The organism is Hyphomonas atlantica corrig. (genome assembly GCF_017795365.1).
GTDB classification, from domain to species: Bacteria; Pseudomonadota; Alphaproteobacteria; order Caulobacterales; family Hyphomonadaceae; genus Hyphomonas; species Hyphomonas atlantica.
The window spans coordinates 414,461-431,229 of record NZ_CP051254.1; the positions used below are offsets into that span (position 1 = coordinate 414,461).

At 57.1% G+C, this 16,769-nt stretch carries 19 protein-coding genes; 10 read left to right on the forward strand and 9 right to left on the reverse strand.

Going from position 1 to position 16,769, the window contains the following annotated elements:
- The first annotated feature begins 15 nt into the window (after positions 1-15).
- Complete coding sequence (mnmC, locus tag HF931_RS02025; protein ID WP_273241670.1) at positions 16-1,866, forward strand: FAD-dependent 5-carboxymethylaminomethyl-2-thiouridine(34) oxidoreductase MnmC; 1,851 nt, start codon at positions 16-18, stop codon at positions 1,864-1,866.
- On the opposite strand, the gene HF931_RS02030 is transcribed toward mnmC, so the two are convergent.
- The 5 genes from HF931_RS02030 to HF931_RS02050 form a co-directional block, all read right to left on the reverse strand.
- Complete coding sequence (locus HF931_RS02030; protein ID WP_035554317.1) at positions 1,846-2,055, reverse strand: hypothetical protein; 210 nt, start codon at positions 2,053-2,055, stop codon at positions 1,846-1,848. The genes mnmC and HF931_RS02030 overlap by 21 nt on opposite strands.
- 45 nt (positions 2,056-2,100) lie before the next feature.
- Complete coding sequence (pspC, locus tag HF931_RS02035) at positions 2,101-2,547, reverse strand: envelope stress response membrane protein PspC (RefSeq protein ID WP_273013138.1); 447 nt, start codon at positions 2,545-2,547, stop codon at positions 2,101-2,103.
- Between the two features lie 11 nt (positions 2,548-2,558).
- Positions 2,559-2,816 carry an envelope stress response membrane protein PspB gene (gene pspB, locus HF931_RS02040; RefSeq protein WP_035554314.1) on the reverse strand — a complete coding sequence of 86 codons (258 nt, stop codon included), beginning with the start codon at positions 2,814-2,816 and terminating at the stop codon, positions 2,559-2,561.
- Between the two features lie 113 nt (positions 2,817-2,929).
- Positions 2,930-3,622, reverse strand: a complete 693-nt coding sequence (gene pspA / locus HF931_RS02045) for a phage shock protein PspA (RefSeq protein ID WP_273241671.1) — start codon at positions 3,620-3,622, stop codon at positions 2,930-2,932.
- 29 nt (positions 3,623-3,651) lie between these two features.
- The gene (locus HF931_RS02050; RefSeq protein WP_273241672.1) at positions 3,652-3,783 is read right to left on the reverse strand and encodes a hypothetical protein; all 132 of its coding nucleotides are present in this window, start codon (positions 3,781-3,783) and stop codon (positions 3,652-3,654) included.
- Positions 3,784-3,992: 209 nt separating this feature from the next.
- Here HF931_RS02050 and pspF point away from each other — a divergent pair, with 209 nt between their 5' ends.
- The gene (pspF, locus tag HF931_RS02055; protein ID WP_273241673.1) at positions 3,993-5,081 is read left to right on the forward strand and encodes a phage shock protein operon transcriptional activator; all 1,089 of its coding nucleotides are present in this window, start codon (positions 3,993-3,995) and stop codon (positions 5,079-5,081) included.
- A 10-nt stretch (positions 5,082-5,091) separates the two neighbouring features.
- Here pspF and HF931_RS02060 read toward each other — a convergent pair whose 3' ends face one another.
- On the reverse strand, positions 5,092-5,457 hold the full coding sequence (locus tag HF931_RS02060) for a response regulator (protein WP_273241675.1): 366 nt from the start codon (positions 5,455-5,457) through the stop codon (positions 5,092-5,094).
- A 9-nt stretch (positions 5,458-5,466) separates the two neighbouring features.
- Positions 5,467-7,239 carry a PAS domain-containing sensor histidine kinase gene (locus tag HF931_RS02065; protein WP_273241676.1) on the reverse strand — a complete coding sequence of 591 codons (1,773 nt, stop codon included), beginning with the start codon at positions 7,237-7,239 and terminating at the stop codon, positions 5,467-5,469.
- Between the two features lie 311 nt (positions 7,240-7,550).
- Between HF931_RS02065 and hpf the strand changes: the two genes are divergently transcribed.
- Together hpf and HF931_RS02075 are read left to right on the forward strand one after the other, a co-directional pair.
- The gene (gene hpf / locus HF931_RS02070; RefSeq protein WP_035554304.1) at positions 7,551-8,144 is read left to right on the forward strand and encodes a ribosome hibernation-promoting factor, HPF/YfiA family; all 594 of its coding nucleotides are present in this window, start codon (positions 7,551-7,553) and stop codon (positions 8,142-8,144) included.
- A gap of 23 nt (positions 8,145-8,167) precedes the next feature.
- The gene (locus tag HF931_RS02075) at positions 8,168-8,638 is read left to right on the forward strand and encodes a PTS sugar transporter subunit IIA (RefSeq protein ID WP_035554302.1); all 471 of its coding nucleotides are present in this window, start codon (positions 8,168-8,170) and stop codon (positions 8,636-8,638) included.
- An 80-nt stretch (positions 8,639-8,718) separates the two neighbouring features.
- Here the strand turns inward: HF931_RS02075 and HF931_RS02080 are convergent, their stop codons facing one another.
- The gene (locus HF931_RS02080) at positions 8,719-10,914 is read right to left on the reverse strand and encodes a M3 family metallopeptidase (protein ID WP_273241677.1); all 2,196 of its coding nucleotides are present in this window, start codon (positions 10,912-10,914) and stop codon (positions 8,719-8,721) included.
- A gap of 66 nt (positions 10,915-10,980) precedes the next feature.
- A complete protein-coding gene (locus HF931_RS02085; protein WP_273241678.1) occupies positions 10,981-11,919 on the reverse strand; it encodes an NAD(P)H-dependent flavin oxidoreductase in 939 nt (312 codons plus the stop codon).
- Between the two features lie 96 nt (positions 11,920-12,015).
- Between HF931_RS02085 and HF931_RS02090 the strand changes: the two genes are divergently transcribed.
- The 6 genes from HF931_RS02090 to rpoN all read left to right on the forward strand — a co-directional run bounded on the left by HF931_RS02090 (position 12,016) and on the right by rpoN (position 16,768).
- The gene (locus tag HF931_RS02090) at positions 12,016-12,474 is read left to right on the forward strand and encodes a YaiI/YqxD family protein (RefSeq protein ID WP_273241679.1); all 459 of its coding nucleotides are present in this window, start codon (positions 12,016-12,018) and stop codon (positions 12,472-12,474) included.
- 55 nt (positions 12,475-12,529) lie between these two features.
- Positions 12,530-13,144: a ribonuclease D gene (locus HF931_RS02095; protein ID WP_273014006.1), complete on the forward strand. Its 615-nt coding sequence runs from the start codon at positions 12,530-12,532 to the stop codon at positions 13,142-13,144.
- A gap of 88 nt (positions 13,145-13,232) precedes the next feature.
- On the forward strand, positions 13,233-13,916 hold the full coding sequence (locus tag HF931_RS02100; protein ID WP_273014007.1) for a hypothetical protein: 684 nt from the start codon (positions 13,233-13,235) through the stop codon (positions 13,914-13,916).
- Positions 13,900-14,424: an LptA/OstA family protein gene (locus HF931_RS02105; protein WP_035554285.1), complete on the forward strand. Its 525-nt coding sequence runs from the start codon at positions 13,900-13,902 to the stop codon at positions 14,422-14,424. Before HF931_RS02100 ends, HF931_RS02105 begins: the two co-directional genes overlap by 17 nt.
- A gap of 98 nt (positions 14,425-14,522) precedes the next feature.
- The gene (gene lptB, locus HF931_RS02110; RefSeq protein ID WP_035554283.1) at positions 14,523-15,257 is read left to right on the forward strand and encodes an LPS export ABC transporter ATP-binding protein; all 735 of its coding nucleotides are present in this window, start codon (positions 14,523-14,525) and stop codon (positions 15,255-15,257) included.
- Positions 15,258-15,277: 20 nt separating this feature from the next.
- Positions 15,278-16,768: an RNA polymerase factor sigma-54 gene (rpoN, locus tag HF931_RS02115; protein WP_081806212.1), complete on the forward strand. Its 1,491-nt coding sequence runs from the start codon at positions 15,278-15,280 to the stop codon at positions 16,766-16,768.
- The last annotated feature ends 1 nt before the right edge of the window (position 16,769 follow it).

Consider the following 16,769-nt stretch of genomic DNA (forward strand, 5'->3'; position numbering starts at 1 on the left):
GCTACCTGCTGTGCAATGACCCGCCTGCTGACCCACCCCACTATCGACTGGAAAGACGATGGCACACCCGTCGCGCGGGAAGCAGGTGACGTTTACTTCACGGCTGGCGACGGTCTGGCAGAAACGCGGGCTGTGTTCCTGAAGGGATGCGGCCTGCCAGAGGCCTGGACCGGCCGGGACGAGTTCACAATAGCCGAAACAGGCTTTGGGACCGGACTGAACTTCCTGGCCCTGTGCGAATTGTGGCAGGCAAACCGCCCACATCCGGATGCCTGGCTTCATTTTGTCAGCTTTGAGGGGTTCCCACTCACCCGCGACGACGCTGCCAGAGCGTTGAACATATGGCCGGAACTGAAGCCTTATGCAGATCGCCTGCTTGCGGCGTGGCCCGGGCCCATCCGCCGTGTGCATCATGAAGTCTGGCAAGATCTGGGCATAACACTCACGCTGCATCTGGGCGATATTCATGACACGCTGCCGCAAAGTCGATTTCAGGCGGACGCCTGGTTTCTCGACGGGTTCAGTCCAGCCAAAAATGAAGCGATGTGGTCATCAGACCTCTATGGCCTGATCGCTGCGCGCTCAAAACCGGGCGCAGTCATCGGAACATTCACCGTGGCAGGCGCCGTTCGCCGCGGACTGGCGGATGCGGGCTTCAATGTCGCCAAGGCACAAGGGCATGGGCGAAAGAGAGAACGGCTGGAAGCCACGCTACTCAATGCCCCCACCCCGGCTCAAGATGTATACGGACTTCGTGGAAGCGCTTCGACCGCGAAAAGAATCGCCATTCTCGGCGCTGGAATTGCTGGCGCCAGCGCGGCGCATGCGCTGTCCGTGCGTGGAGCGAATGTCACCGTCTTTGATCCAGCAGGCATCGCCAGCGGCGCAAGTGGCAACCCTCTCGCCTTGCTGATGCCGCGCCTTGATGCCGGCGACACGGTTCAGGCGCGCCTTTTGATCGACGCCTATCTTGCCGCTCGGCAAACTTATTCAGGTATGGATGGCGCGCATGAAACCAGTGTTCGTCAGATGCCGAAAGACACGGCAGAATTGAGCCGCTTTGCCAAACTGCTCGCTGACCCACCTCTGCCGCTGGAAGACCTCGAGGCCATTTCAGGCGGCGGTCTTCTGCACAAACGCGCAATGATTCTTGAGCCGCAGAAAATTGTCGCGAGCCTTCTCGGAGGTGTCCGGGTACCGATCGGGACCGTGAACATCGACCTCCGCAACCGGACCGTAAATGGCGAGACCTTTGATGGAATCATCATGGCCAATGCCATGTCCGCCATTCAGCAGTTCGACTGGCTGAAACTGGAAGGCAGGCTGGGCCAGGTAGAGTTTGCAACCGGCGCAGCACGCGTTGAGGCAGATGCTCTGGCCAGCGGACACTACGCCCTAGCCCTGAACGATGAGCGCTTATGGGGCGCGACGTTCGAAAAAATTCCGCAGGATGCCGACGCGACAACAAGCGACACGGCGCGAGAAGATAATGCTGAAGCCCTAAAAAAGCTCTCCCCGTGGTGGCGACGCGACGCGAAAGACCATCAGGTCACATCACGAGCAGCAATTCGCGCCACTACCGCCGACCGTCTGCCCCTGATCGGCGCCGTACCAAACCTTGAAGCGATGCTTGAAGCCTTTTCCGGATTGAGAACAGGGCGCGCCGCCGAAGCAGATGCACCTCTTTTGCCGGGAATATTCTTGGTGAATGGCTTTGGCGCGCGAGGGTTTACCTGGGGTCCCTGGGCGGGACGAATTCTCGCAGCCATGTGCCTGGGCGGACCAGTTGCTGCCGAGGTTTCGGCGCTGGAAGCCATCAGCCCCTCGCGCCTTATCCTGCGCGCCTTAAAGCGCGGTGAAATCTGACTGGCCGAAAGAGCGGGCGATGCTCAGGCGAACACCCCCCTCCTCGTGCGGCGCGAAGGTCATCTGAAGCCCGCCGAACTCCAGAGCCGTGTCACCATGCAGGCTGGAAACAAACAATGTCATCATCAAGATGAGGACAGAAATGCCTCCAAGCAGCCAGTTGTTTGTCAGTAGCGTCCCCTTACGCATTTTTCCGGTCCTTCTTGTCGGAGAGTTGGGGTTATGGGCGTGGTCTTAGTTGCCGCGCTCCAGATCTCGGAATTCCTTCCGCAAGCGCCACTCGTCAGATGTGACTTTGCGTTCGATATCCCGCAGGCGTTCGTCGAGATCCATGAAAGTATATTTCAGCGTACCGAACGTGGCTCTTGGGCGGTCATTCACACTGCGCCAGAAAGCGTCTTCTTCCGGTGAGATGGAACGACCACCCAACGGTGTCCGTGGTGTGATCATCCAGACAACGATGTAAGCGATAATCGCGATCGGCCCTGCAATGAAGAAAAAAGCCAGAATAGCGAGTAGGCGAACGAGAATTGGCTCCCAGCCGAAACGTTCAGCCAGGCCGCCGCAGACACCGGCGATCACCTTGTCACGGCGCGAGCGATAATAACGCTTTGGGTTGGGAGATCCGTACCGGTCTTCACCGGGCTCAGTGTCGCGATACGGGCGGGAATGGCGGGTCATAGGATTGGTCCTTAGTCGTCAAAAGTGGGGCGGGAAGAGCGCGGCGGGCGGCGGGGGCTGTCCGCCTCGCTCTGTTCAAGGAGGGATTCCAGCGTCTCGATCCGGCGCTCCATCGCGCGGGCCGAACGCCAGAGATCCTCCATCATGCGCTCATCGTCCGGCATCAGGGTTTTCTGCTTCCGCCACAGAGTAATGTAGTGGAAAATCATACCGGGAAAGACGATGAAAAGCGCAACAATCGCTACGATGGGGATGAGAATTTCGTCCATCAGGCGGCCTCTTCCGTGGTTGCGCGGCGCTCAGCACGGGCCTGAGCGATCAGGCCAGGTGCACAAACAAGCGTCATGAAGCCAACGAGGCAGGCGAGCGAAAACAACATCGACTATTCCTCCGATTTCTTGCTCGAAGACTTCGCTGAAGACTTGGCACGCTTGGCCTTGAGAGCCTCAAGTTCCTTCTCGACGCTTTCGTCACGCTCCAGCGCAGCAAACTCAGCTTCGAGGCTCGGCTCGCGGCCTTTGATGGTGTCAGCGTAGGCTTCCATCTCATCGACCTTGCGTTCGATGTTGTTGTAGCGGGCAAGCGCATCATCCACTTTGCCATCATAGACCTGGCTGCGGATGCGGATGCGTTGTTCCGCGGCCTCACGGCGCATCATCAGGGCACGATGCTTTGCCTTGGCTTCGTCCAGCTTGGCCTGAAGTTTGGCCAGATCGTCCTGACGCTTTTCGAAAGCTTCTTCAGCGGCGTCCATGGCCACCTTGCGGCGGTCAATTTCACCTTCGGCCTTTTGCTTTGCAACCAAAGCGCCTCGGGCCAGATCTTCACGTCCCTTGTCGATGGCCAGCTCAGCCTTTGCCGCCCACTCGTCGCGGGTAGCGGAGAAATGCGAGATCTCGCGTTCCATTTCTTTCTTGTCAGCCATCGCACGTGCCGCAGCGGTGCGAACCTCAACCAGCGTATCTTCCATTTCCTGGATGATCAGCCGGGCAATCTTTTCCGGATTTTCTGCGCTGTCGAGCATCGCATTGATGTTGGAATTGATGATGTCACCGAGTCGGGAAAACAAACCCATTTTGGTGTCCTTTCGTGTCTGGAGGGGAATTAGAAGAACAAGCCGCCGAAGAAGACGCCGATCACGAAAAACATCCAGCTTTCCGCGGGGCGTGTCGCAAGCCACCGACCGAAACGGCCAGCATCCGAGCGGGCTTCCGTAGTGTTGTAGCGATCGTCCATTTTCGTTTTGTCCTTCTTGAGTGTGAGCAACGCCCTGTCGCTCTGAGCCCTTCACTCATTTCAAGGAGCGTGCCAACTCAGAATTAATTTTACACATCGCTGTTATTGTTGGATTTTTTCTCGATCTCGCCATATGACTCGCACAAAATTTGGTTAAATTCGCCAAATTTCTTGTGGATTTAGATCTCTTTTTTAGCTAATCCAACCCCATGATCGGTCAGAATATCCAATTACTGGGTCAGGCACCCGCTTGGCTTAGTGCGCAAGAGCACGTTTCCCGCGTCGCCCCGCTGGACAGACCCATTCTCGTCATTGGCGAACGCGGCACGGGCAAAGAACTGATAGGCGAGCGCCTTCATTTCCTTTCCCGTCGCTGGGACGGCCCGTTCGTCAAAGTGAACTGCGCCGCGCTCTCAGAAACGCTTCTGGATTCTGAATTGTTCGGGCACGAGCGCGGAGCCTTCACTGGCGCAACAGAGATGCGCCGTGGCCGATTTGAGCTTGCCGATGGCGGCACGATCTTTCTGGACGAGATCGCCACAGCAAGTAATCAGGTACAGGAAAAACTGCTGCGCATCGTAGAGTATGGAGAGTTCCAGCGCGTTGGCGGCTCCAAAGTGCTCACCACTGATGTACGTATCGTAGCAGCGACGAACGCCGACCTCCCCGCGATGGTCGAGGCAGGCGAGTTCCGCGCAGACTTGCTGGACCGGCTCGCTTTCGACGTCATCACCCTGCCGCCGCTGCGGGCGCGCCCAGGCGATGCCAGCCTGCTGGCAGATCATTTTGCTCGCAGGATGGCGATTGAGATGGCGCAGGACTTTCCCGGCTTTGCGCCATCCACTATTGCCGCCATCGAAGCGCATGATTGGCCGGGAAACGTGCGTGAATTGCGAAACTTCGCACAGCGACTTGCGCACAGAGCGATGTTGCTGGCGCCGGACGAACCTGTCTTGTTCGACCCGTCCGCGCTGGATCCATTTGCCTCCCCTTGGCGACCGAAGGGCGCTGGAAAGTCCGGGAAAGCAAGCGCAGCAGTCACTCCTGCCGCCGGCCCTCAGGCCCCAGAGACAGTCGCTGCAAACTTCACGGCACAGGTCTCCGCATTTGAAATGCGCCTGATAGATGAAGCCCTCAGCCTGTCACAAGGCCATCAGGGCAAAGCCTCGGAAATGCTCGGCTTAACATATCACCAGTTTCGCGGACTACTTAAAAAGCACGACTACGGACGCAATGCTGGTAAGCCGGCCGCAACAGAAGGTGAAACTCCTATCAAGGGGCCAGTACGCGGTATGTGACCCGCAGTAGTCAAGAACTTTGCGCGCCTAGCAATTCTCTAAGCACACTGATCAAACGAGGATAGTTGACAGGTTTGGTCATTATCGGGCTGCCCACCAGATCACCGGGCAACTCACCCCCATCATTGCCTGACACGAACAGGAATGGGATCCGCATTTCGTTCAGGCGATGTGCAATTGGGAATGACGATACGCCCCCAAGGTCCATGTCCAGCACAGCAGCGCAAACCAAGGTATCTTCCAGCAATGCAAGCGCGTCCTCCGCACTACTAACTGTCCCGACAACAACGAATGCCGCCTCTTCCAATTGCAACTTCATATCGTAGGCGATCAAAAAATCGTCCTCGACCAGAAGTATGTTTGGTTTGTCCCCCACCCAATCCTCCTATTTCCGAACCGGAAACTGAAATTCCGCCTTCAACCCTTCTGGATTGAAATCCAATTTTGAACGTCCCCCAAGGGAGTGCGACAAACTTTGCTCTATCAACGCGCTGCCGAACCCTCTTCGCGTTGGGGGCACAACGGTTGGCCCGCCCCTTTCCAGCCACTCCACAACGACATCTTCCCCCTCCAGACGCCAACCAATCCTGAGGCAGCCACGCTCGTTCGAGAACGCACCATATTTCGACGCGTTGGTTGCCAGCTCATGCAGGATCAGGCCAAACGCATGCGCACCTTGCGGGCCAAGCACCAATGGCGGACCTGACAGTTCAAGCCGGCTAGCTTCCTCGGGAGCATATCCCATTATCTGCTCTCGAATAAGTCGGGAAATGTCCGCAGACTCGCGAGTTGAAGAAACCAGCAAATCGTGACTGGCCGCGATAGCACGGAGGCGCCCGGTGAAGGCGCGACGGAACCCCTCCAAATCAGTCGCCTCGCGCACCGTATGGGCAGCGATTGCCTGAATTGTGGCCAGGGAATTCTTTACCCTGTGGTTGAGCTCGCTCAAAAGCATTTCACGGTGCGCTTCAGACCGTTTGCGTTCGGATATATCCACAGCGGACAGAACGATTTCCGTTACCTGCTCGAACTCGTCGAAGATCGGGGAGAGCTGCATGTCAACCGGAATTGACTGCCCGCCAGATCCGCGAATCTCTGTATCAAAGCGCATGCGTTTTCCGACCTTGGCTTCCTCGAATGCCTTGACCAATTGATCTTGCGATTCCGACGTCTGACACCAGGCGGGATGGTTCCAGATTCGGTGCCCCAACATTTCATCTTCCCGTACGCCTGTCAGGCGCAGGGTCGTTTCATTCACCTCGAGCAATTTGCCATCGGGTTTCGCCAACCCGATGATAGCCATCACCCCGTTGAGAATTGTCCGAAGGCGCTTTTGACTGGCCTGCAGTTGAAGCTCTGCATTCTTTCGCGCCGTGACATCCTGAAATGACACCGCAAAGCCATCACCCACCCGCGCGACCGTGAAATTGAACCATCGTCGACGATCCCGCCCCGGATAATAAACCTCACGTCGCCAAGGCGCACCAGTCTGAACGGTATTGCAGAACACTTCAAACAGTCCATAAGTGCTGACTTCCGGCATCTCTTTGGTCAAACGTTTGCCAATCAGGGCCTGACTGACGCGCCCCGTGAGTTGCTCTGCGGCGGGATTGATAAACTCCCACACAAAATCCTCGATCTCACCATCGGTCGATCTGAGACTATGGAAAATCATGAACCCGTCAGGGCTGGTTTCCTGAACGGCCCGGAAGCGGATTTCGCTATCCAGCAATGCCTGTCCAATGCGTTTCTTCTCCGTAATATCCTGCAGAACGGAGATGAAGTAGTCGACTTCGCCGGACGCTTTCCGCACGCAACTGACAGACAGCGTGACCCATACAATGCGCCCCGTCTTGTGAAAGTAGCGTTTGTCGATCCGATACCCGTCTCTTGTGCCATCGAGCACTTCATTCAGGAGATTTACGTCGAGATCGAGATCATCGGGATGCGTGATGTCTTGAAAGGTGATCGTCAAAAGCTCGGAAGGCGAATAGCCCACGATTTCCGAAACACGGCGATTGACGTTGAGCCACTCCCCTTGCGGACCGACATGCGCAATGCCCACACTCGCCTGCTCAAAGGCGCTTCTATACATGGCTTCCCGCTCAGCGAGCGTTCGGTCGGAACCAGGCATTTTTTCCGGGTCGTCGGTCGCCATACGCTAGGGGTAGTCCTCGATGAATGGAACTTAACTAGACTGCGTCACTGAAAGTATAGATCAAGTTACCGCCAAACAAATCGAAGAAACTTAAAACTCTCTTGGCTGTATTTTGGATGAGAATGCGAACCCGCGAAACTGCAGGCAATGCTTCAGGTCAACAGACGCTATCAACGCATTGCCCCAATTTCGCGCCCGGGCTCTTGAGGCAGGCCAAAGCCGCTCCCAAGTCATCCAGATGAGGAATTGGATTCGCCTCGGTCGCAATTCTGCGCCATACTTGAACCCTGAAAAAACAAAGGAGACCGCCCGTGCAGATACAGATTACTGGCAAGCATATGGATCTCGGAGAAGCTCTGCGGAGCCGAATAGAAGACGGACTTGAGGCGGCAGTCAGTAAATATTTCAACCGAAGTGGTGACGCGCGCGTATTCGTATCGCAGCAGGGCCCATTTGTTGAAGTGGACTGCAATGTGCACCTACCATCCGGAATCATCCTTCAATCAACGGGCAAGGCTGAAGACCCCTACGCGGCTCTGGAAAACAGCCTCGACAAGATGGAAAAGCGGGTTCGCCGCTACAAACGTCGCCTGAAAGACCACCATTCTGGAAATTCAGCCCCCATGCCGAGCGAATTGGTCCCGGAATCCGTATTCCGTGCAAATGGCCAAGATGCGCATGAAGAAGAACTCGCAGAAGAGGCAGATGACACGCCCCTGACCGTCGCAGAAACGTCGCACACAATTCGGACAATGAGCGTATCTGAGGCCGTTATGCAGCTCGAACTGCAGGAAGTCCCGGCACTCATGTTCAGAAATGCTGGCCATGACGGGCTTAATATGGTCTACCGCCGACCAGACGGTCACATTGGATGGGTGGATCCTGCGAACGTCCCGAGGAACTAATCCGGAAGACGGAAAGTAACTTCATGGCGACAGATTTGACGTCCCTGCTTGAAAACGGGGTGATTATCCCTTCGCTCGAGGCAAAGAGCCGCAAGCAAGCCATTCACGCTCTCGCTGAAGCGCTGGCGGCTGCGACCGGCCTTGGCCTTCGTGAAATCGAGGATGCCGTGATGGAGCGCGAACGCCTCGGATCGACCGGCGTCGGTGAAGGCGTTGCCATTCCACATGCGCGACTGGATGGCATCGAAGCGCCTATCGGCGGCTATTTACGGCTTGTTCAAGGCGTGGACTTTGAAGCCATTGATGACCGACCGTGCGATCTGGTCTTCATGCTGCTGGCCCCCAAATCGTCTGGCGCTGACCATTTGCGGGCTTTGGCCCAGGTCAGCCGCACCTTCCGTCAGAGCGCCATCCGCGACGCCCTGAGAGAAGCCAAGACCGAAGATGAGGTAAAGGCGATCGTATGCCGTGAAGCGGCCGAACAATCCGCCTGATCTGACCTTTCAGCAAGCAACCAACACGAAAAAGCCCGCCGGAACGTATCCGGTGGGCTTTTCAGTTGAATTGAAGGAGATCAGCCTTCGCTCGGCTGCTCTGCGAACCCGCGCAGCTTGAGCAGCGGCTCAATGGTCGGGTCGGACCCGCGGAAATTGCGATAAAGCTCATCCGCTTCGCGCAAGCCACCCGCCTCATAGACCCACTTCTTCAGGCGAGCCGCCAGTTCCGGATCATAAATGTCGCCCGTCTCACGGAACGCCGTGAAGCCGTCTGCATCCAGGATCTCGGACCAGAGATACGCATAATAGCCGGCAGAATAGCCGCCTGCGAAAATATGGCTGAAATACTGGCTGCGATAACGTGGCTCGATCTCGGGCAGCAGGCCGTATTCTTCCAGGACCTTGCGTTCGAACTCGCGCGCGTCGGTAATTTCGGCCGCCTCTTCCGAGGTCAGCATGTGCCAGCGCAGGTCCAGCAGAGATGCCGCGATAAATTCGGTCGTCTTGAAGCCCTGATTGAAGGTTGCGGCCGCATTCATCTTGTCGATGAGCTCCATCGGGATAGGCTCGCCGGTTTCGTAGTGATTGGCGTATTCGGCAAGCACTTCCGGTGCGCCCGCCCAATGCTCCAGAATCTGGGCCGGGAACTCGGTATAGTCGCGTGGGCCATCCACACCGGAGAAGGTGGAATAGCGGATCTGCGTCAGCAGGCCGTGCAGGCCGTGCCCAAACTCATGGAACAGAGTCTCCACCTCATCAAACCGCATCAATGTCGGCTCACCCTCAGCAGGCGTAATCAGGTTCAAATTATTCGTGATGATCGGACGGATATTGTCGCCATTGATGTTGGATGTGTTGCGATATGAACTCATCCACGCGCCACCACGCTTTGAATCGCGGGCGTACATATCCATCATGAACAGGCCAAGATGCTCGCCGGTGTTCGCATCCTTCACATCATACGCCGTAACAACGGGGTTCCAGCCGTCCACCTCCACCGGCTCAAGCGTGATATCGAAGAGGCGGGAAGCCACATCAAACGCACCTTGACGCACCGCGCCGAGTTCAAAGTATGGCTTGAGCGCATTGTCGTCGAACGCGTACAAATCCTGGCGGACCTTTTCGGCATAGTGCCACCAGTCATGCCCGGCGATCTGAAACTCGTCGCCAACCATTTCCTGCATGGCTGCGCGCTCTTCCTTTGCACGCTCCAGCCCTGGCTCCCAAACTTTCAGCAGGAACTCCTCTGCACCTTTCGGCGTCTTCGCCATGCGGGGCTCAAGCTGGTAGTGGGCGTGAGACTTATAACCCATGAGCTCGGCACGCTTGGCACGAAGCTGGGCGATCTTGATGGCGAGCGGACCATTATCGTACTCGCCTTCAGATGCGCGCAGGCGATAACCATCGAACATCTTTTCGCGCAGTTCACGGTTCTCGCTCTGCGTCATGAAGGTCTCGTAGACTGACCGGTCAACTGTCAGAATCCATTTGTCCTCACCGTCGACTTTGAGGGCACTTTTGAAGTCATCAGACAAGCCGGCAAGGTCGGCCTCATCCGTGATCTCGATCTTGAATGCCTTGGTAGACAGGAGCAGGTTGCGGCCGAACTTGGTCGTCAGGCCGGAGAGTTCTTCATTGATCGCAGCAACCTCAGCTTTCACCTCGGGAGAAAGCGCTGCGCCGTTGCGCACGAACTCACGATGCGTCAGTTCCAGAAGGCGTGCATCCTGCTCATCGAGCCCCAGACGATCACGCTGATCATAGACAGCCTTCACGCGGGTGAAGAGCGCATCATTGAAACTGATCGCATCTGTTTCGCGCGTCAGCATCGGCCAGATTTCAGCTTCAAGCTCGCTCAGCGTGTCGTTCGTGTCTGTGTTTGTGATGTTTGAGAAGACCCCCAGAACGCGGTTCAGGGACGCACCAGCCGTATCAAGAGCGACAATCGTATTCTCGAAGTCAGGTTCCTCTGGATTGCTGACGATGGCATCAATGTCGGCGCGCAGCTCCAGAATGGCTTTCTTGGTGGCCGGCATATAATGCGCATCTTCAATCTCTGCGAAAGGCGGCACGCCATAGGGCGTATCCCACTCCTGACGGAACGGATTGCCCTCGAGTTCCGCGTCACTCACGGAGATCTCAGGCAAGTTCGCTTCTTCAGCAGGCGCCTCGGCAGCAGCCTCCGCATTCGCAGCATCGGGCTTCTCGCCACAGGCCGTTACGACAAGAGCAAGCGCTGCAGCGCTGCCTACGAGCAATGATTTTCTGGTCATTTGGTCCTCTCAGGTGAAGAATTGTCGTTTAGCGATAATTTCGGGCAAAAACCAGATGGCTTGAGACTATTTTGGGAGCCGCGCAACGACGTTATAATATTCCATAATCGTCTCGTCCAGAATTTGAGCGACAGGCTTTGCCCCCGTGATCCGTCCGGCAACCTGTCCAGTCAGGGCGATCCCGGCTTCGAGGTCCCCTCCGAAATAGACTTTCTGCGTGCCCGCAAACTCTCCAAATATATTCTCCACACCCTCATTCAGAATGCGTTCCGTACGCTCCGTACGCAGGGCGCGCAGAGCTGGACCAGGACCAGACCGGTTCAGAAAGACCGTATCGGTGGCGTCAGCCGCAAAAATGGCGTCCTTCCAATTCTGATGCACCGGGCTTTCCTCGGAAGACAGAATGCGGGTGCCCATCAACACGCCTTCGGCGCCAAGGGCGAAAGCTGCGGCCATGCTGCGACCATCCGTAATACCCCCAGCCGCCACAACAGGCACGTTCACATGCTCGCAAACGAGCGGAATGAGGACCATCGACGCAACATCCTTGGGGTTCTTGAAGCCTCCCCCTTCCCCGCCTTCAACAATCAAGCCGTCCACGCCGGCCTCAATCGCGCGCAAAGCCCCCTGCAGCGATGGCACCACGTGGAACACGGTCAGACCGGCCTCTTTCAGCATGGATGTGTACTTCATCGGGTCGCCCGCAGACGTTGTGACGAACTTAATCCCCTGATCGATGATGAAATCGACAATATTCGCGTCGCGCACAAAGGCTTGCGCGACGTTTACGCCGAATGGCTTGTCGGTCAGATCTTTCATCTTGAGAATTTCGTCGCGGATCACGTCCAGTTCTCCAGACGAGGTCTCGATAATGCCCATGCCGCCGGCATTCGAAAACGCCGACGAAAGCGGTGCGCGGGCGATCCAGCCCATTGCAGCCTGAATAATCGGTTTCTCGATACCCAGCATGTCGGTGATGCGGGTTTTTACGGGTGCAGCTGCCATATGACTTCCTCCATTTTGCCGCTACAAGACGCAGGAAACGCGAGGCTCGCAAGACCTTGCCTTGCGTCAGCGATCGCACTTCGGAGAGCGAGACTCTTGCAAATTCTTGTCGATGCCGACGCCTGCCCCGTGAAGGAAGAAACCTACAAGGTTGCCCTTCGGCATGAAATGCCGGTCCTAATCGTCGCCAATTCTTACATTCGCATTCCGGAGCACCGCCTGATCAGCCGCAAGATCGTGTCGGACGGATTCGACGCAGCAGACGACTGGATCGCCGAAGCCGCAGGACCCGGCACTATCGTCATCACGGCAGACATCCTGCTGGCTGACCGGGCTCTGAAAGCCGGTGCACGCGTACTTGCGCCCAATGGCAAGGCATTTACCGACGCCTCAATCGGTAGCGCCGTCGCTGTGCGTGCCATTCATGCCGATTTGCGCGCTGGTCTCGGGGATGGCATCCAGAGGGGCCCGGCGCCTTTCTCCAAAGCAGACCGTTCACGCTTCCTGAACGCGCTGGACGCCGCCGTGGTGGCCCTGAAGAAAACACGGGACTGACCAGGCGGGGTCGCGAGACACTTGCCCTTAACGCCTGAAGTGCTACAGCCTCGCCATGAACGGCATTACACTTCACAAGGGCGACCTGCCCGCTGGTCTCGACTTTGGCCCGGTTGTGGCAGTCGACACAGAGGCGATGGGCCTCAACCTGCTTCGCGACAATCTCACACTCGTGCAACTCTCCTCCGGTGACGGCACAGCGCATCTCGTCCAACTCGACCGGGATTATGACTGCCCGAACCTGAAACAGGTTCTAACCGACCCGAACGTTTTGAAACTGTTCCATTTTGCCCGGTTTGACGTTGCGATGATGAAGCGCTGGATGGGCATTGATTGCGCGCCGATCTGGTGCACCAAGATCGCTTCCAAGCTGGCGCGCACCTACACAGATCGCCACGGCTTGAAAGATGTCGCCCGCGAAATCGCCGGGGCGGACATGTCCAAGGCACAGCAGAGCTCTGACTGGGGCTCAGCCGAGCTGACAGACGCCCAGTTGCAGTACGCCGCATCTGACGTTCTCTACCTGCACAAGATCAAGGACGGCCTTGAAGCGATGCTGAAGCGCGAGGGGCGACTGGAGCTGGCGGAAGCCTGCTTTGCGTTCCTGCCAATTCGCGCGACGCTGGACCTGTCTGGTTGGGACGATGTGGACATCTTCGCACACAGCTAACGAAACCGTCATGCCTTCGCCGCTTTTGTTTCCAAGGTTGGGCCGCTAAACGTTTTACCCACTCATTCCAGCAGGCCATTTAGTTTTCATGGACGCCGTCAAGCATCACGACCCGGCATCATTATGGGCGCCCCGGCGCCAGCTGACGCTTGCCCAGGCGCGAAAACGATCTCAGGGCGTTCGCCTGTTGCGGCTCGGCTTTTCCACGTGTGCAGCTGTCGCGATCGGCCTGTTTCTCGGTTACATTGTGCGCAGCGCGATTGCGAAGGATGCGACGCCCGTTCAGGTTTCCCAAGGCCAAGCCGTTACCATGGTGAACCCGCGCTTTTCCGGCCGTGACTCCGTAGGGCAGAGTTTCCAGATCGTCGCAGACGCAGCAAGGCGTCGCCAAGCGACGGAAATGCTCGTCGATCTGGTCAATCCTGTAATGCATGACGAGACCGGCAGTGAAATCCGCGCACCCTCCGGAATGTATGATCGCGATGCCGGGATTCTCGAACTGTATGAGGACGTTCGCATTCTCGACTCGAACGGCTTCACCTTCATGACTTCAGGGGCGCGCGTCTTCGTAAACGAGGGGCGAATTGAAGGGCTTTCTCCCCTGCAAGGCAGAGGCCCCCTTGGCGATATCAGCTGTGACTCGTATGAAGTTCTGGAAGATGGCAACCGCGTCATCTGTAAAGGCAATGTGAAAACGGTGCTCTATCCGACGACCGAAGAACCGTCGGAACCTGAGACGACTGAAGGTGAGGCCGATGGCTCTGATGAATAAGCTTCTCGTAACGCTGACGGCTCTGATAGCGTTTGCCATGCCGGCTTTCGCGCAGATCTCGTCCGAAGGCGGCCCGATCTATATCAATTCCGAGCGCACAGAGAGCCTGGAACTGGAACGCAAGGTATTGCTGATTGGCAATGTCGATATCCAGCAGGGCGATGCCCGCCTGAGAGCTGACACGGTTACGATGATTTTCGCTGAGCGACCTGCCGGTGCAACGCAGTCATCAACAGTTGGCGGCGGTTTTGGTCAGGTTCAGACCATGATCGCGGAAGGTAACGTCTTCTACATCACGGCAGACATGAAAGCGAAAGGCGACCGCGGCGTCTATGATGCGGCCAGTGACGTCATCACGATGACCGGTAATGTGGCCCTGATGCGTGAGCGTGACGTTGCCGAAGGCGCAGTGCTGCGTGTGGAAATCGGCAATCGGCGCACCACACTGGATGGCGGCGACGGACGCACGCGAATGGTCCTTGAGCCCGACAATCAAACGGCGAACTGAACAAATTTTAGCGCAAGCGTGAAGCCGATCTTAAGTATGTCGGGATAAGCCATCCTCCGGGTTGGCAAACACCAGTAGATTGAGGGAAGTGAACAGAGATGGCGGATCCGGCCGAAGGCCTTGTCGTAAGCAATATTGCCAAGTCTTTTGGCAAGCGACAGGTTGTGCGGGACGTATCTCTAAGCCTTCAACGGGGTGAAATTGTCGGCCTGCTTGGACCCAATGGGGCCGGCAAAACGACCTGCTTTTACATGATTATGGGCCTCATAGGCGCGGATTCCGGATCAATTTCGATTGACGGCGAAGACGTGACCCGCCTGCCCATGTACCAGCGCGCACGCCTCGGCGTGGGCTATCTTCCACAGGAAGCCTCCATTTTCAGGGGCATGACCGTGGAAGAAAACGTCATGGCCGTTGCGGAACTTGTCGAAAAGGACCGCGCGAAACGAATGGCACAAGTCGATAGCCTGCTCAGCGAATTGCATGTGGAACATCTACGTGGCCAGGCGGCAACCTCCCTCTCCGGGGGCGAACGTCGTCGCGTAGAGATCGCCCGTGCACTCGCCTCTCGTCCGAGCTTCATGCTACTGGATGAACCGTTCACCGGTATCGACCCACTCGCCATTTCCGACATTTCCGAACTTGTCCGCTACCTGAAGCAACGCGGCCTCGGGGTCCTGATCACGGACCACCAGGTGCGCGAAACGCTACAGATCGTCGACAAGGCCTATGTTATGTATGAAGGTGAAGTCCTCTTCGACGGTACGCCACAAGACGTGCTCACGAATGAAGAGGTCAGACGGGTCTATCTGGGTGAACAGTTCGCCGCTTGAGGAAAGGCGCGGGCTTAGGAATGAAACAGTCACTCGACATGCGCCAGGGCCAGTCCCTGGTAATGACGCCGCAACTCCAGCAGGCGATCAAGCTGCTGCAACTTTCCAATCAGGAACTTACCGAGTTCGTTGAAGCCGAGATCGAGCGCAACCCGCTTCTGAACAAGGGTGAGGAGGATTCGTCCGGCGATTCCGAACGCGCGCAATCAGACAACCGGGAGCAATTGTCGCTCGATGAATCTTCTGGTCTCGGTGCTGCGCGAGATCAATTGGATGCGCCGGGCGAGGATGTCTATGAACCCGGCACGGGCTCAGACACTGCGACGCCCGCTGGCTCCAGCGGGCCATCTGCCAAGGCAGACTGGTCTGGCGTTGGTGGCGGCGGCTCCAGCGAAGACTTCGACTATACAGCCAATCTGAGCTCAGACGTTTCCCTGCACGAACATCTTCATACCCAGCTGAATCTCGCGCCCCTGTCGGCGGCAGACCGCCTGATTGCGTCGCGCCTGATCGACGAAACCGACGACACGGGTTACCTGCGCGCAGATATCGAGGAAGTCGCTGTCGCACTTGGTGCCGACACGGCCAATGTCGAAGCTGTGCTGTCGGTCTGCCAGGGCTTTGACCCGACTGGTGTGATGGCCCGCTCCATTCCGGAATGCCTCGGCCTGCAGCTGAAAGAGCTCGGCCGCTACGACCCCGCCATGGAAGCGATGGTTCAAAACCTTCAGCTGGTTGCGAAGCACGATCTGAAAGGCCTTGCCGATATCTGTGGTGTCGACAAGGAAGACCTGCTCGACATGATGAGCGAGCTGCGCCAATTGTCACCCAAGCCAGGCTCCAGCTTTGCCAGCGATGCCTCCGTTGCTGTGACACCAGACGTCTTCGTCCGGGAACTACCGAATGGGATGTTTGCGGTCGAACTGAATTCTGAGAATCTGCCCCGTGTCCTGATGGACAAGGCATATTATGCCGAAGTCACGGCTCTGCCGATGCGCGAGAAGGAGAAGGAATTTATCTCCGAATGCGCCGCGTCCGCCACATGGCTGATCAAGTCTCTGGACCAGCGCGCCCGGACCATTCTGAAAGTGGCCAGCGAAATCGTACGCCAGCAGGACGCCTTCTTTGCACACGGTGTCGCACATTTGCGCCCGCTGAACTTGAAGCAAGTCGCTGATGCCATTGAAATGCATGAATCGACCGTCAGCCGCGTGACCACGAACAAATACATGTCCACACCGCGCGGTCTGTTTGAATTGAAATACTTTTTCTCAGCAGCAATCCCGGCAACAGGCGGAGGTGAAGCGCACTCCGCTGAGGCTGTCCGTCACCGGATCAAGACCCTGATCGATAATGAAACACCCGACAATGTGCTCTCGGATGATCAGATCGTCGAAATCCTGACGGGCTATGGTGTCGATATTGCCCGCCGGACGGTCGCAAAGTATCGCGAAAGCCTCAACATTCCATCCAGTGTCCAACGCCGCCGCATCCTGCGCGCCAGCGCCTGAC

What these genes read in the sequence shown, in the direction of transcription:
- mnmC (WP_273241670.1), top strand. Translation starts at nt 16, where the DNA reads ATGACCCGCCTGCTGACCCACCCCACTATCGACTGGAAAGACGATGGC.
- HF931_RS02030 (WP_035554317.1), bottom strand. Translation starts at nt 2,055, where the DNA reads ATGCGTAAGGGGACGCTACTGACAAACAACTGGCTGCTTGGAGGCATT.
- pspC (WP_273013138.1), bottom strand. Translation starts at nt 2,547, where the DNA reads ATGACCCGCCATTCCCGCCCGTATCGCGACACTGAGCCCGGTGAAGAC.
- pspB (WP_035554314.1), bottom strand. Translation starts at nt 2,816, where the DNA reads ATGGACGAAATTCTCATCCCCATCGTAGCGATTGTTGCGCTTTTCATC.
- pspA (WP_273241671.1), bottom strand. Translation starts at nt 3,622, where the DNA reads ATGGGTTTGTTTTCCCGACTCGGTGACATCATCAATTCCAACATCAAT.
- HF931_RS02050 (WP_273241672.1), bottom strand. Translation starts at nt 3,783, where the DNA reads ATGGACGATCGCTACAACACTACGGAAGCCCGCTCGGATGCTGGCCGT.
- pspF (WP_273241673.1), top strand. Translation starts at nt 3,993, where the DNA reads ATGATCGGTCAGAATATCCAATTACTGGGTCAGGCACCCGCTTGGCTT.
- HF931_RS02065 (WP_273241676.1), bottom strand. Translation starts at nt 7,239, where the DNA reads ATGGCGACCGACGACCCGGAAAAAATGCCTGGTTCCGACCGAACGCTC.
- HF931_RS02075 (WP_035554302.1), top strand. Translation starts at nt 8,168, where the DNA reads ATGGCGACAGATTTGACGTCCCTGCTTGAAAACGGGGTGATTATCCCT.
- HF931_RS02080 (WP_273241677.1), bottom strand. Translation starts at nt 10,914, where the DNA reads ATGACCAGAAAATCATTGCTCGTAGGCAGCGCTGCAGCGCTTGCTCTT.
- HF931_RS02085 (WP_273241678.1), bottom strand. Translation starts at nt 11,919, where the DNA reads ATGGCAGCTGCACCCGTAAAAACCCGCATCACCGACATGCTGGGTATC.
- HF931_RS02095 (WP_273014006.1), top strand. Translation starts at nt 12,530, where the DNA reads ATGAACGGCATTACACTTCACAAGGGCGACCTGCCCGCTGGTCTCGAC.
- HF931_RS02100 (WP_273014007.1), top strand. Translation starts at nt 13,233, where the DNA reads ATGGACGCCGTCAAGCATCACGACCCGGCATCATTATGGGCGCCCCGG.
- HF931_RS02105 (WP_035554285.1), top strand. Translation starts at nt 13,900, where the DNA reads ATGGCTCTGATGAATAAGCTTCTCGTAACGCTGACGGCTCTGATAGCG.
- lptB (WP_035554283.1), top strand. Translation starts at nt 14,523, where the DNA reads ATGGCGGATCCGGCCGAAGGCCTTGTCGTAAGCAATATTGCCAAGTCT.
- rpoN (WP_081806212.1), top strand. Translation starts at nt 15,278, where the DNA reads ATGAAACAGTCACTCGACATGCGCCAGGGCCAGTCCCTGGTAATGACG.